Source organism: Serinibacter salmoneus (assembly GCF_002563925.1).
Classification (GTDB): Bacteria; Actinomycetota; Actinomycetes; order Actinomycetales; family Beutenbergiaceae; genus Serinibacter; species Serinibacter salmoneus.
On the sequence record NZ_PDJD01000001.1, the window covers coordinates 2,299,726 to 2,313,082 of the forward strand.

The window sequence follows — 13,357 nt, forward strand, 5'->3', positions numbered from 1 at the left end:
GGCAGCGATGGCACACCTGCTCGGCGCTGACGCGATCTCGCTCGCCTTCCCCAACCGCACCGTCCTGTCCCGCGTGTCCCTCGGCCTGTCCGACGGCGACAAGGTCGGCGTGGTCGGGCGCAACGGGGACGGCAAGTCCTCCCTGCTGCGCCTGCTCGCCGGCAAGGGCGAACCCGACTCCGGCCGGGTCACCGTGCGCCGCGGGGCGCGGATCGGGATGCTCGACCAGACCGACGCCCTGCACCCCGAGGACACGGTGGGGCACGCCATCGTGGGGGACGCCGCCGATCACGAGTGGGCCGCCGATCCGCGGATCCGGGACGTGGTGGCGGGCCTCGTGGCGGACATCGACTGGGAGACCACCGTGGGGGCGCTCTCCGGTGGCCAGCGGCGGCGTACGGCACTGGCGGCCCTGCTGGTGCAGGACCTGGACGTGCTGCTGCTGGACGAGCCCACCAACCACCTCGACGTGGAGGGCATCACCTGGCTGGCCGAGCACATCCGCACCCGGTACGCCTCCGGCCAGGGTGCCTTCGCCGTCGTCACCCACGATCGCTGGTTCCTGGACGAGGTGACCACCGCCACCTGGGAGGTGCACGACGGCGTGGTGGAGCCCTTCGAGGGCGGGTACGCCGCGTACGTGCTCGCCCGGGTGGAGCGTGACCGGATCGCGGCGGCCACCGAGGCCAAGCGGCAGAACCTCATGCGCAAGGAGCTCGCGTGGCTGCGTCGCGGCGCGCCGGCGCGCACCTCCAAGCCGAAGTTCCGCATCGATGCGGCCAACGCGCTGATCGCAGACGAGCCACCGATCCGCGACACCGTGGCGCTGACCCGGATGGCCACCGCGCGCCTGGGCCGGGACGTGGTCGAGCTGATCGACGCCGGGGTGAGCTACGACGGCGAGCGCGAGGTGATCTCGGGCGTCTCCTGGCACCCGGGTCCGGGTGACCGGATCGGGGTGCTCGGGGCGAACGGCGCCGGCAAGTCGACGCTGTTGGGGCTGGTCACCGGGGACCTGGAACCCACCAGCGGTCGGGTCAAGCGCGGCAAGACGGTGCGCGCGGCGTGGCTGTCGCAGGACCTGCACGAGCTCGCCGAGCACACCGACTCCCGCGTGGCGGACGTGATCGCACCGCTGCGGGTGGCCTTCCACTCCGCCTCCGGTGACGATCTGACGCCCGGGCAGGTGCTGGAGCGGCTCGGGTTCACCAATGCGCAACTGTCCACCCAGGTGAAGAACCTCTCCGGCGGGCAGAAGCGGCGGCTGCAACTCGCCCTGGTGCTGCTGTCCGAGCCGAACCTGTTGGTGCTGGACGAGCCGACCAACGACATGGACACCGACATGCTCGCGGCGATCGAGGACCTGCTGGACGGGTGGCCCGGCACCCTGCTCGTGGTCTCCCACGACCGGTACCTGCTCGAGCGCGTGACCGACGACCAGTTCGCGGTCATGGGCGGCGCGCTGCGCCATCTGCCGGGTGGGGTGGAGGAGTACCTCGCGCTGCGCGCGCAGGAGGACTCCGCCGCAGGCACCGCACCCTCGAAGGCCCCCCGCACCCGCGAGGCAATTCCGCAGGCACCGCGAGGTGGTTCTGCAGGTGACAGCGCGCCGACAGCGCCCGCGGCGAGGTCCGGTGCCGAACGTCACGCGGCCCGCAAGGAGATCGGGTCGATCGAGCGCAAGCTGGAGAAGAAGCAGGCCGAGGCCGCGCGCCTGCACGAGGAGATGGCGGCTCACGACGTCGCCGATTTTGCTGGCCTCACGGCGCTCGCCGAGCGCAATACGGCAGTCGAGCGGGAGATAGCGGAACTCGAGGAGCGCTGGCTGGAGCTCGCCGAGGACGCCTGAGACTCGCCTGCAGAACCACCTCGCGATACCTGCAGAACCACCTCGCGATACCTGCAGAACCACCTCGCGATACCTGCAGAACCACCTCGCGGAAGGGACGGGAGAGCCTCGCGGTGCGTCAGGCTGTGGCGGCGGCCTGGGCGATCGCGGTGAACTCCTCGATCCCGAGGCGCTCCCCGCGCAGCGAGGGGTCCACGCCCGCCGCGCGCAGGATCTCCTCCGCGCGGGCGCCGGAGCCCGCCCAGGAGGACAGGGCGGCGCGCAGGGTCTTGCGTCGCTGCGCAAAGGCGGCATCCACGACGGCGAAGGTCGCCTCCCGCCACTGCGGGCCGGCGGGCGGGGCGTGCCGGGTGAGGCGCACGAGCGCCGAGTCCACGTTCGGGGTGGGCCAGAACACGGTGCGCCCGATCGACCCGGCGCGCTCCGCGTGGCCGTACCACGCGGACTTCACCGAGGGGATGCCGTAGGTCTTGCTGCCCGGCCGGGCGGCGATCCGGTCGGCGACCTCCGCCTGCACCATGACGAGCACGTCCGTGATCGCCTCGAACCGCTCGAGCATCGTCAACAGCACGGGAACGGCGACGTTGTAGGGCAGGTTCGCCACCAGGTGGACCCGAGCGGCACCCGGGGGCACTGGGAGCTCGGTGATCCGCAGCGCGTCCTCGCGCACCACGCGCAGCCGCTCGCTCGCCTCCGGCAGCCGGGAGTCGACCGTGCCGGGCAGCCGCTGCGCCAGCACCGGGTCGATCTCGACGGCGCCCACGACCGCCCCGGCCTCGAGCAGGCCCAGCGTGAGCGAACCCAGCCCCGGACCGACCTCGACGACGGTGTCGCCCGCCGTGACGCCGGCGGCACGCACGATCCGGCGCACCGTGCCGGGATCGGTGACGAAGTTCTGCCCCAGGGTCTTGGTGGGACGCACCCCGGTGACGCCGAGCAGCCGGCGCACATCCGCCGTGGTCAGCAATGCGGAGGGGGTCTCGTCGGTCACCGGGCGAGCCTATCGCCGCGGGTCACGCACGACGAACGCCCCGGCGGTGGGCCGGGGCGTTCGTCGTGTCGGCGGCCGGGCGCCGCACCCGATCAGCGCAGGATCACAGCAGGCCGAGCTTGCTGGCGCAGGCGGGCCACTGGCCCCAGCCGGAGCGGGCCTGCAGGATCTTGGCGCGCTCGAGTTGCTCGGCCGCCGAGGCCTGCGACGGCAGGCCACTCCCGCCGACCGACTGCCAGGTGGACACGGAGAACTGGTAGAGCCCGTGGTAGAGCCCGTTGGAGCTGACGATCGAGGGATTGCCGCCGGACTCGCACTGCGCGAGCTGCGCCCACACGCCCGAGGTGGGCGCGGAGCCCTGATCTGCGGAGGACGAGCCGGAGGAGGAGCTGCCGGTCGAGGAGGAACTCCCCGACGAGCTGCTCGAGGAGCCGCTGGACGTGGCGACGGGCTCGGGCTCGGGCTCGCGGGTGCCGACGGTGACCACCTCCTGGACCATCTCCTGGGTGGTCTCCTCCGAGACGAGTTCGCGGTCGACCTCCTCACCGTCGCGGGTGGTGACCTCGTACACGCGCGTGATCTCGCCGTCCACCCCCTCGGTCGTGACCCGGGAGGTCCCCTGCAGGTAGTCGTCGCTCGTCACCTCGGTGGAGGTGAACGCGACGGTCTCGGTCTCCGTGACCTCCTGCACCGAGACGGCGACGACGGTCACCACCGAGCGCCCGTCCTGGTCCGAGGTGACGGTGACCTCGTCGAGGTCGCCGAGTTCGATGTCGGCCTGCTCGAGGCCAGAGGCGAGGGTGCTGCCGGGGATGAGCTCGACCGTGCGCTCCTCACCGCCGACGACGAAGACGGCCGGGGAGCTGAGCGGCAGGTCGATCTCGGCGCGATCGGTGGAGCGGGAGACGAGCATCGCGGCCTCGCGGCCCTGCGCCAGGTACTCGGCCAGGGCCTCCCCGGCATGCTCGGCGGTGGTCCAGACGGACTCCTGCTCGCCGTCCAGGAGCACGGCGACCTCCTGTGCGCGCACCACCTCGATCGCGAGACCGTCGGCCAAGTCCGTGCCGGCGGGGTGGGAGAGCTCGTCATGCTCCCCGAGTTCCACACCGTGCTCGGTGAGCAGTCCCTCCACGTTGTCGCGGTAGGTCGTGGCCTCGATGACGTCCCCGTCCACGGTGAGGGTGACGTCCTTCTGCGCGGCCGCATTGGCCCAGGCACCGACGGAGCCGGCCAGGAGGAGTCCGGCGATGGTGCCGGAGGCCACGATGGCGCGCCGCTTGGCACGGCCCGTCCGCGGGGTCTGCGGCGCGGTGCCGGTCTCGATGGGCGCGGTCTCGGGTGACGTCACGGTGATCTCCTGCCTGGCGCGGGGCGCCCTGTGGTCTGCGGCAGCCACCGTAACCGAATCGTTATCAAACCCGGGCGCCGATGAGACGAACCTCACAGACGCGAGGATTGACTCGATGTCAAGGACTCACTAGGGCACAGTCAAGGCCGCGCAGCGGCTCGGTCAGTACCAGCCCACGGACTCCGAGTGCGCCCAGGCACCGCACGGCGTGCCGTACCGGCCTGCGATGTAGTCCAGTCCCCAGGTGATCTGGGTGGCGGGGTTGGTTGCCCAGTCGGAGCCGACCGTCGCCATCTTGCTCGCCGGTAGGGACTGCGGGATGCCGTAGGCACCGGATGAGGGGTTCTGCGCGAGGTGGTTCCAGTTGCTCTCGCGCTGCCACAGCGAGTCCAGGCAGGACCACTGCGAACCCGTCCAGCCGCGCGCCGCGGCCATCTCCTGGCCGAGCACGCGGTTGGAGGCGGAGTCACCGCCACCAGTGAACGTGGACCCGGTCGAGGTCCCCGAGGACTCCTCCTCGGCCACCACGGGCGCGGGCTCGGCGGTGCCGATCTCGATCACCTCGTCGCGCGCCTCGCTCAGCACGGTGCTGACCAGCACCTCCCGGGAGACCTCCACGCCGTCGATCTCGCTGACGGCGTAGGTCACGCGGGCGTCACCGTCCACGCCCTCGGTGACCACGCGACTCTCCCCGACCTCGAGCTCGTCGGTCTCACGTTCCTCGGTCTGGAACTCGGTGACCTCCACCTCGGTGACGTAGGACGTCGTGGCGCGGCCGATGTGCACCTCGGCACCCTCCTCGACGGCGGCGCTGAGGTCGGCCGAGACCTGATCGTCCCATCCGATGGCGATGCCCGCCTGCTCCAGCGCCTCGCCCAGGGTCGCCGCATCGGAGGTGATCGGGGTCGACTCGCCGTCCACCGTGACGGTGAAGGTGACACCCTCACCGTCGCTCAGGGCCGCGCGCGCCTGGCTGCGGGACGCCGCGAGCGAGTTGATCTCATGGGCCTCGAGCCCGGGGTTGACCAGTGGCACGTCCGCGCTGACGGAGGCGGGAGCGCCGGTCGCGAGCGCGCTCACCTGGGCGGAGACCATCGCCTGGAACGGAACCGACCCCTGCCCGCTCGAGTGCGGACCGGCAGCGAGTGCCACCGCACCGGTCGTGCCCACCAGGGTCATCAGCACCGCGGCGCGGGCGCCGTGGCGGAGCATTCGAGCGTGAGCCATGTGTGTTCTTCTCCTCATGCCGCGTGCGAGGGGCCGGCAGCGGTGCTCCACGGTAACAAAAGGGTCACGATGCCCGGGCGTGGCGTTCGCCACGCGCCGACTCGTCGACCCGTGGTCTCACTCGTCACCAGACCCCGTAGACCCCCTGCGTGGTCTCACGCGTCACGCGGCAGACGGTCTCGACGTCGACCCCGCGCACCCGGGCGATCTCCCGCACCGTATGGGGAAGCAGGTAGGGGCCATTGGGCCGGCCCCGCATCGGGTGCGGGGTCAGGTAGGGCGCGTCGGTCTCCACCAGCAAGGACTCCAGCGGCACTGCGGCCACCGCCTCACGTGCGGCCTCGTTCGCGCGGAAGGTCACCGGACCGGCGATCGAGAGGTACCACCCGTGCTCCGCGGCCACCCGGGCCATGGCGGCGTCGCCGGAGAAGCAGTGGAACACGGTGCGCTCCGGGGCGCCGTCGGCCAGCAGGATCTCGATGACCTCCGCGTGCGCGTCCCGGTCGTGGATCTGCAGCGGCAGGTCGAGTTCCTTCGCGAGCGCGATGTGCGCCCGGAACGCCTCGCGCTGCGCCACCCGGCCGCTCTCGCCGGCGCGGAAGAAGTCCAGCCCGGTCTCCCCGATCGCCACCACCCGCTCCCCGCAGGCGGCCTGGGCGACGGCGTCGATCGCCTCGGCCAGGCTCCGCTCGTGCCGCGCCCGTGGGTCCGGCTCCAGCCCGTCGGGCGCGACCTCGCGCACCCCGGCGTGCAGCACCGCCTCATTGGGATGGATGGCGACGGCGAGGGCCACCTGCGCATGGTCGCGCACCAGGCCCTGGCTCGGCCCGATCGCGTCCAGGTCGCACGCCACCTGCACCACGCGGTCCACGCCCGCGGCGCGGGCCCAGTCCAACTCCTCCCGCGCCGTCGGGACCGGCTCACCCTCCGGGAGCACGTCGACGGCGCCGAGCAGGTGGGTGTGGTTGTCCACCACGGGCAGGGGGAGCGGCTCGGGGGCGGGTGGCCAGCCGCGCTCGCGCTTCTTCGCCACCGCCTCAGGCCTTCATCGCCGCGCTCAGGCCCGGCTCCATGTCCGCCAGCCTCAGGCGGTGACGGGGCTCGGCCAGTACGACCCGCGAGTCCACCCCCAGGTGGGGTCCGATGTGCACCAGTTCCCCCGGCTCCAGCAGCCGCCAGGCGGCGTCCTCGGTCATCCGCTCGGTGGCGATCACCACGCTGGGGCGCGACGCGCGCCGGGCCGAGTCGGCCTCGGGGCCGATCCCCCCGGGCCCCACGACCGCATCGGCTCCGGCATCGCCCTCGGGTTCGCGCTCGGGTTCGCCCTCGTGTTCACCCTCGGGCCCGCCGGGTTCGGCGACCCTGGCCGCGATCCGATCCGAGCTCAGGCGGGGTCCCGCGGAGGCCACCCACTCCCACACCCACAGCTCGTGGGTGTCGGGCCAGCGCAGCGCCCACATGTCGGTGCTGGTGGCGAGGATGACGTTCAGCGCGAGCACCGGCACGTTCTCCCCCAGCCACCGCATCGCGGCCACCAGGCCCGCCTCCACCTCGCCCCCGGCGCGGTCGATCTCGGCGGTGATCAGGGCGAACACCCGCTCGGAGTCGGTCTGCCCACCCACGAGTCCGCTCGCGCCCAGCGCGGCCAGGCGCGCATCCACGGCCGGGAGGTCCCCGATCGCGCCGTTGTGCGCGAAGATCCGGCCGTCCATCGTGAACGGGTGGGTGTTCTCCGGGGACTTCTCGCCGGTGGTCGCGTACCGCACGTGCGCCACGAACGTGGTGCCGGTCGCGGTGCGCGCACTCGTCGCGAACTCACTGTCGAGGCCGGCCTCGATGGGCTGCTTGTCCAGGTGCGGCCGGCCATCGGTGTTGAAGTACCCCAGACCCGTGCCGTCGGGGTTGCGGGCCCCCTGGGCGCGCAGGCTGTCCGGCGCGTCCAGGAGCCAGTAGGTGGCGGGGACCGGGACGGACCCGGCGTGCATTCCGAACAGTCGGCACATGCCTCGAGCCTACGTCGGGACCACGCGGATCACGCGGGCGTCAGCCGGGTGAGCCCCTTGCGGATCGACCGGGCGGCCTGCGCGATCCGCTGCTCGTTCTCGATGAGCGCGAACCGCACGAAGTCGTCCCCGCCGGTGCCGAACCCGACCCCCGGGGAGACCGCGACGTCGCACTCGCGCACGAGGTGGGTGGCGAACTCGATGGAGCCCATCTCCGCATACGGCTCGGGGATCCTCGCCCAGGCGAACATCGTGCCGCGCGGCCGGTGGATCTCCCACCCGGCGCGGGCCAGTCCGTCCACCAGGGCGTTGCGCCGGGACTCGTACACGTCGCTGAGCTCGTTGGGGTAGTCCGCGGCCTCGTTCAGGGTGACGGTGGCGGCGATCTGGATCGGCTGGAAGGTGCCGTAGTCCAGGTAGCTCTTCAGCTGACGCAGGGCGTCGATCACGTCGGTGCGCCCGACCATGAACGCCACCCGCCAGCCGGCCATCGAGAACGACTTCGTCATCGAGTACAGCTCCACGGCCACCTCCTTGGCGCCCTCGCACTGCATGATCGAGGGCGGCTGCCAGCCGTCGAAGCACATGTCCGCGTAGGCCAGGTCGTGCACCAGGGCCACGTCCCGCTCCCGGGCCCAGTCCACCAGGCGCTGCAGGTCCGCGAGTTCGACCGTGGAGGTCGTCGGGTTGTGCGGGAAGGACAGGATGACCGCGCGGGGCTTGGGCGAGCCCAGTTCCCACGTCTCCATCACCCGGTCGATGTACCCGGCGCCGTCGTCGCCGGCGCCGACGGGCACCTGGAGGGTGGAGGCACCCGCGAAGTAGGGCCCCCAGATGTGGATCGGGTAGCTCGGGGTCGGCACGATGGCGGTGTCCCCGGGCTGCAGCAGCACCCACATGAGGTGGCTGAACCCCTCCTTGGCGCCGATCGTGGTGAGGATCTCCCGCTCCGGGTCCAGCGTCACCCCGAACCGCGCCGCGTACCGGGCGGCCATCGCCTCGCGCAGCTTGGGGATGCCGCGGGAGGTGGAGTAGCGGTGATTGCGGGTGTTGTGCGCGGCCTCGGCCAGCTTGTCCACGGCGATCTGCGGGCTGGGCAGGTCCGGGTTGCCGAAACCGAGGTCGACGACGTCGCGGCCGGCGCGCCGGGCCTCGATCTTCAGCCCGTCGATGATCGTGAACACATACGGGGGCAACCCCGAGATCCGCCGGAAGTCCATGACCTCAACCTACTGCGCGGACCTCGCCCGCGGGTCAGGCGTCCTGACTGGCGAGCAACGTGACCCCGGAGCCGGCCATCACCTCACGGGCGGCCTCCCCCTGTTCCGGACTGACCGGGACGGTCAGATCGGTGAGCACCCGCACGGTGTGCCCCTGGTCCACCCCGTCCAGGGCGGTCTGCATCACGCAGTGCGACTCGGCGATGCCCACCACGTCGAGACGATCCACGCCTGCGTCCGCGAGCACCTGGGCCAGGGTGCGGCCGGCATCGTCGGTGCCCTCGAACCCGGAGTACCCGGCGGAGTACTGCCCCTTCCTGATGCTCACATCGGCCACCAGGTCGGCGAGCGCCGGGTGCAGCTCGGCCTCGGGCGTGCCGGCCTCACCGTGGCGGGGCCAGGAGTCCACGAAATCGGGGGTGTCGGAGAAGTGCGAGCCCGGGTCGATGTGCCAGTCCTGGGTGGTGATGACCAGGTCGTAGTCGCCGCGCCGGGTCTCGGCGTAGGCGGCGACCCGCTCCGCCACGGCGTTGCCGCCCTCCACCCCGAGGGCGCCACCCTCGCAGAAGGTCACCTGGACGTCCACGATGATCAGTGCGGTGCTCATGACACCACGGTAGGCGCGCTCACTCGCGCAGCGCGAGTGCCGCCTCGTAGATGGCGCGCTTGCCCAGCCCGGTGCGCTCGGCGATCCGCGCCGCGGCGTCCTTCAACCGCAGGCCTCCCTCCGCGAGAGCGACGGCCTCGCGGGCCGCCTCCTCGGGTGTGCTCGCCGGGGCGGGATCGGCGCCCGCGATGACCAGGGTGATCTCGCCGCGCACGCCCCCCTGCGCCCAGGCCGCGAGATCCGCGAGGCCGCCGCGGCGCACCTCCTCGTGGCGCTTCGTGAGCTCCCGGCACACCGCCGCGGGGCGTTCGGCGCCGAGCACCTCGGCGGCGTCGGCCAGTTCGGCGGCCAGGCGGTGCGGGGAGGAGAAGAACACCATGGTGCGGCGCTCGGCGCTCACCTCCTGCAGGGTCCGACGCCGCTCCCCGGCCTTGCGGGGCAGGAAGCCCTCGAAGCAGAACCGGTCGGTGGCCAGGCCGCTGACGGCGAGCGCCGTCAACACGGCCGACGGCCCCGGGAGGGCGGTGACCGGCACGCCCGCCTCGTGCGCTGCCGCGGCGACGCGGTAGCCGGGGTCGGAGACGGTCGGCATCCCGGCGTCGCTGACCACGGCGACGGTGGCGCCCTGGCTCGCGCGCTGCACGAGCTCGGCGGCCCGCTCGCGCTCGTTGTGGTCGTGGTAGCTCACCAGGGTGCCCGTGGGCGTCACGCCGATCCGGTGCAGCAGGGTGCGCAGGGTACGGGTGTCCTCCGCGGCGATCACGTCCGCCTGTGCCAGCAGCGCCCGCAGGTTCGCGGTGGCGTCCCCCGCGCTCCCGATCGGGGTGGCGGCGAGCACGATCGCGCCCAGACGCTCCCAGGACCGGGCGGCGGGCCCGCCCGGGTCGGCCACGCCGTCGGGCGCCTCGTCCGACCCGCCCGATTCCGGCGGGCGCGGGGACTCGGCCTGGTTGCTGGACTCGAGGGTGCTCACCGCCCCATTCTCGCCCGGATCCGCCGCGGCCCCCGGTGCGTGCGCGCCCACGCCCTGCGGCGACACCCGCCCTAGAGTGGTTCGGGTGACCGACCAGACCGCGACCGCCGCCCCCGACGGCGAGGTCGCCCTGCCCGATCGCCGCGACTACCGGGCGCAGCTGCGGCGCCGCCTGCTCGACCCGCTGGAGTCCAGCACGCGCGTCGGGTGGGTGATCACCGCCCTCATCACCGCCGCAGCCGCCGTGATCCGGCTCGTGGGGCTGAACCGGCCGGAGCGCCTGGTCTTCGACGAGACCTACTACGTCAAGCAGGCCTACTCCCTCCTGGCCCTGGGGTACGAGGGGATCTGGGAGGAGGAGGTGGACGACGCCTTCGCGCAGGGCGACTACTCCGGGTTGACCACGGACGGGCAGTACGTGGTGCACCCGCCGCTGGGCAAGTGGTTGATCGCCCTGGGGATGCGCGCCCTGGGCACCGACTCGTACGTGGGCTGGCGGATCTCCGTGGCCCTGGCCGGCGTGCTGGGCGTGTTCCTCGTGATCCGGATCGGGCGACGCCTGTTCGGCTCGATGCTCTTGGGCGCGAGCGCCGGGATCCTGCTGGCCGTGGACGGCATGCACATCGTGATGAGCCGCACCGCCATCCTCGACATGCTCCTGTCGACCCTGGTGCTGGCCGCGTTCGGCGCGATCCTGCTGGATCGCGACTGGTCGCGCCGTCGCCTCGCGGACCACGCCGCCCTCGAGCTCGCCGCCCATGGCCGCCTGCGCGACCCGTGGGGGCCGCGCCTGGGGGTGCGGTGGTGGCTGGTGGTGGCCGGTGTGCTGCTCGGAGCGGCGTGCGGGGTGAAGTGGTCGGGCATCTACGCGATCGCGACCTTCGGGATCCTCTCGGTGATGTGGTCCCTCGCGGCCCGCAGGACCAGCGGCGCCCGGCTGTGGGTGGGCGCCGGCCTGGTGCGCGACGGCGTCTCCTCCTTCCTGGCGCTCGTCCCGGTGGCGGCGCTGACCTACCTGGCCTCCTGGACGAGCTGGTTCGCCTCGACCGGGGCGTACAACCGCTCCTGGGCGAGCGAGGTGAACGCGGTGGCGGAGGTCCCGCAGCGCACCTGGCTGCCGGATGCGCTGAACTCTTGGTGGGAGTACCACCTCGCGGCGTGGAACTTCCACACCGGCCTGGACTCCGAGCACACCTACGAGAGTCACCCGATCGGGTGGCTGCTGCAGTTGCGGCCGACCTCGTTCGCCTGGCAGAAGATCCCCGACGGCGAGGGGAACCCGGAGGCGCTGCGCGAGGCGGTCCTCGCGGTGGGCAACCCCGTGGTGTGGTGGCTGGGTGCGGCCGCGCTGATCGTGGTGGTCTGGTGGGCGATCCGGCACCGGGAGTGGCGGGCGTGGGCGATCCTGGCGGGCTACATCGCGATGTACCTGCCGTGGTTCACCTACTCGGTGCCGTTCTCCGATCGCACGATCTTCACCTTCTACACCGTGGCGTTCGCCCCGTACGTGGCGCTCGCGCTGACGTTCGCGCTCGGTGTGGTGAGCACGTGGCGGCCGCGACGGCGCGCCTCGCACTCGCAGCGGGCTGCCCTGCAGGTGCCGGTGGACGCGCCGCAGGACGACGCGCCGGTGGCCCTCGCCGATGGCAGCGCGGACCGCGGAACCGATCCGGTGCCCTCCCCTGACTGGGAGCCGACGACGGCCGCGGCGGGGCAGGAGGGCGGCGATGTGCTGGAGTCCGAATCTGCCCGCCCACACCTGGACGCCCCCGACGCCTCGTTCCCGGGACTGCCGCCGGCACGGCCCGCGAACGGGCTCGCCGAGCGCCTGGCCGGGATGCGCCTGGCTACCTCTCGGCCGCTGATCGTGGTCGTGGGCGCCGCGGTGCTGGTCGGCGCGTTCTTCTACCCGATCTGGGTCGGGATGCCCGTCACGGAGGCCTTCTGGCGCGCGCACATGTGGGTGCCGAACATCGACGAGCTCGGCATCGGCTGGATCTAGCTGTACTGACCCGTGGGGTTGTTGACGCGGTCGATGGGGCGTTGACCGCGGATGCCGAGGTGGGGTCGTTCTAGGTTGTAGTGCTCGAGCCAGGTTGGCAAGGCTGCTGCTCGGTCGGTGTTGCTGGTCCAGACCTGGGTGTAGGCCCACTCGGTGACCAGGGTGCGGTTGAGACGTTCGACTTTGCCGTTGGTCCAGGGGCAGTGGGGGCGGATGAACTTCTGCTTCGCTCCCAGCATGGCGACCGCGCTGATGAAGGCTGTGCCGCGGCGGTAGGCCAGGGCGTTGTCGGTGATGACTCGTTCGATCCGTGTGATGCCGTGGGTGGCGAAGTAGGCCGCGGCGTTGGTCAGGAACTGGGCGCAGGTGGCGGTGTTCTCGTCGGGGTGGATCTCGGCGTAGGCGAGCCGGGTGTGGTCATCGATCGCGGCGTGGACGTAGTCGTAGCCGTTCCCGCGTCCGCGAACCTGTTCGCGGCGGCCGTGGGCACGCCAGCCACCGCCGCTGGGGATGCGCCCGAGCTTCTTCACGTCCACGTGGATCAACGAGCCGGGGTAGGCGTGCTCGTAGCGCTGAGCGCTGCGGCGCCGGGCCCTGATGACCTGGCCCGTGAGCGGGTCGCACTCGGACAGACGTGGGGTGTGGTGACGAGCCAGGACCCGGCCAACGGTCGAGGCGGGCAGGCCGAGGCGGCGTGCGATCCAGACCGGGCCACGGCGGCTCAGGAGGCGCTCGATCCGGATCCGGGTCTCGATGCAGGCCGGGGTTCGTCCCGGGTGGCTGTGGGCCACGCTCGAGCGGTCCTGAAGACCGGGTAGTCCTTCGGTCTGGAATCGTCGCCACCAGCGCCAGGCCGTGGTGCGGGAGACACCCATCTCGGCCGCGACATGAGCCACTGCTCGACCGGATCCGATCCGTTGCACCATCGTGAGCCTGCCGGCAGGGGTCAGCCGGGCGTTAGCGTGAGACACGAGAGACCTCCGTTGATCGATCTGGGCACTTTCAGCAGTCCCAACTCGACACGGAGGTCTCTCGCTACGTCAACAACCCTCCTGGTCAGTACATCTAGCGCAGCGGACGCCTAGGACCTTTGGCGCATTGATCGTCATCGATATGGTGGCTACTCTTTGTATCGAC

11 protein-coding genes are annotated in these 13,357 nt (G+C 72.0%); 2 read left to right on the forward strand and 9 right to left on the reverse strand.

Translation table 11 applies throughout. The annotated features are described in order from the left end of the window. Positions 1–7: 7 nt before the first annotated feature. A complete protein-coding gene (locus tag ATL40_RS10275) occupies positions 8–1,849 on the forward strand; it encodes an ABC-F family ATP-binding cassette domain-containing protein (protein ID WP_098469450.1) in 1,842 nt (613 codons plus the stop codon). A 118-nt stretch (positions 1,850–1,967) separates the two neighbouring features. Here ATL40_RS10275 and rsmA read toward each other — a convergent pair whose 3' ends face one another. The 8 genes from rsmA to rsmI form a co-directional block, all read right to left on the reverse strand. Next, positions 1,968–2,840, reverse strand: coding sequence for a 16S rRNA (adenine(1518)-N(6)/adenine(1519)-N(6))-dimethyltransferase RsmA (rsmA, locus tag ATL40_RS10280; RefSeq protein WP_098469451.1), 873 nt, complete (start codon positions 2,838–2,840; stop codon positions 1,968–1,970). A gap of 103 nt (positions 2,841–2,943) precedes the next feature. Beyond that, entirely contained in the window at positions 2,944–4,188 is a 1,245-nt protein-coding gene (locus ATL40_RS10285; protein WP_245866993.1) for a resuscitation-promoting factor, read from the reverse strand. Between the two features lie 162 nt (positions 4,189–4,350). Further along, positions 4,351–5,415, reverse strand: a complete 1,065-nt coding sequence (locus ATL40_RS10290) for a resuscitation-promoting factor (protein WP_211283101.1) — start codon at positions 5,413–5,415, stop codon at positions 4,351–4,353. 124 nt (positions 5,416–5,539) lie between these two features. Further along, on the reverse strand, positions 5,540–6,448 hold the full coding sequence (locus ATL40_RS10295; RefSeq protein ID WP_098469452.1) for a TatD family hydrolase: 909 nt from the start codon (positions 6,446–6,448) through the stop codon (positions 5,540–5,542). 4 nt (positions 6,449–6,452) lie between these two features. Beyond that, entirely contained in the window at positions 6,453–7,418 is a 966-nt protein-coding gene (locus ATL40_RS10300; RefSeq protein WP_098469453.1) for a class II glutamine amidotransferase, read from the reverse strand. 29 nt (positions 7,419–7,447) lie between these two features. After that, a complete protein-coding gene (locus tag ATL40_RS10305) occupies positions 7,448–8,638 on the reverse strand; it encodes an aminotransferase class I/II-fold pyridoxal phosphate-dependent enzyme (protein WP_098469454.1) in 1,191 nt (396 codons plus the stop codon). A 34-nt stretch (positions 8,639–8,672) separates the two neighbouring features. Continuing rightward, complete coding sequence (locus ATL40_RS10310; RefSeq protein ID WP_098469455.1) at positions 8,673–9,245, reverse strand: isochorismatase family protein; 573 nt, start codon at positions 9,243–9,245, stop codon at positions 8,673–8,675. Positions 9,246–9,264: 19 nt separating this feature from the next. Beyond that, a complete protein-coding gene (gene rsmI / locus ATL40_RS10315) occupies positions 9,265–10,137 on the reverse strand; it encodes a 16S rRNA (cytidine(1402)-2'-O)-methyltransferase (protein ID WP_098470434.1) in 873 nt (290 codons plus the stop codon). Positions 10,138–10,303: 166 nt separating this feature from the next. Here rsmI and ATL40_RS10320 point away from each other — a divergent pair, with 166 nt between their 5' ends. Further along, on the forward strand, positions 10,304–12,220 hold the full coding sequence (locus tag ATL40_RS10320; protein WP_098469456.1) for a dolichyl-phosphate-mannose--protein mannosyltransferase: 1,917 nt from the start codon (positions 10,304–10,306) through the stop codon (positions 12,218–12,220). On the opposite strand, the gene ATL40_RS10325 is transcribed toward ATL40_RS10320, so the two are convergent. Beyond that, positions 12,217–13,191, reverse strand: coding sequence for an IS481 family transposase (locus ATL40_RS10325; RefSeq protein ID WP_098469457.1), 975 nt, complete (start codon positions 13,189–13,191; stop codon positions 12,217–12,219). The genes ATL40_RS10320 and ATL40_RS10325 overlap by 4 nt on opposite strands. Between the last annotated feature and the right edge of the window lie 166 nt (positions 13,192–13,357).

Excerpts from the sequence above, each read along its gene's own strand:
- ATL40_RS10275 (WP_098469450.1), top strand. The coding sequence starts at position 8 with ATGGCACACCTGCTCGGCGCTGACGCGATCTCGCTCGCCTTCCCCAAC.
- ATL40_RS10290 (WP_211283101.1), bottom strand. The coding sequence starts at position 5,415 with ATGGCTCACGCTCGAATGCTCCGCCACGGCGCCCGCGCCGCGGTGCTG.
- ATL40_RS10300 (WP_098469453.1), bottom strand. The coding sequence starts at position 7,418 with ATGTGCCGACTGTTCGGAATGCACGCCGGGTCCGTCCCGGTCCCCGCC.
- ATL40_RS10305 (WP_098469454.1), bottom strand. The coding sequence starts at position 8,638 with ATGGACTTCCGGCGGATCTCGGGGTTGCCCCCGTATGTGTTCACGATC.
- ATL40_RS10310 (WP_098469455.1), bottom strand. The coding sequence starts at position 9,245 with ATGAGCACCGCACTGATCATCGTGGACGTCCAGGTGACCTTCTGCGAG.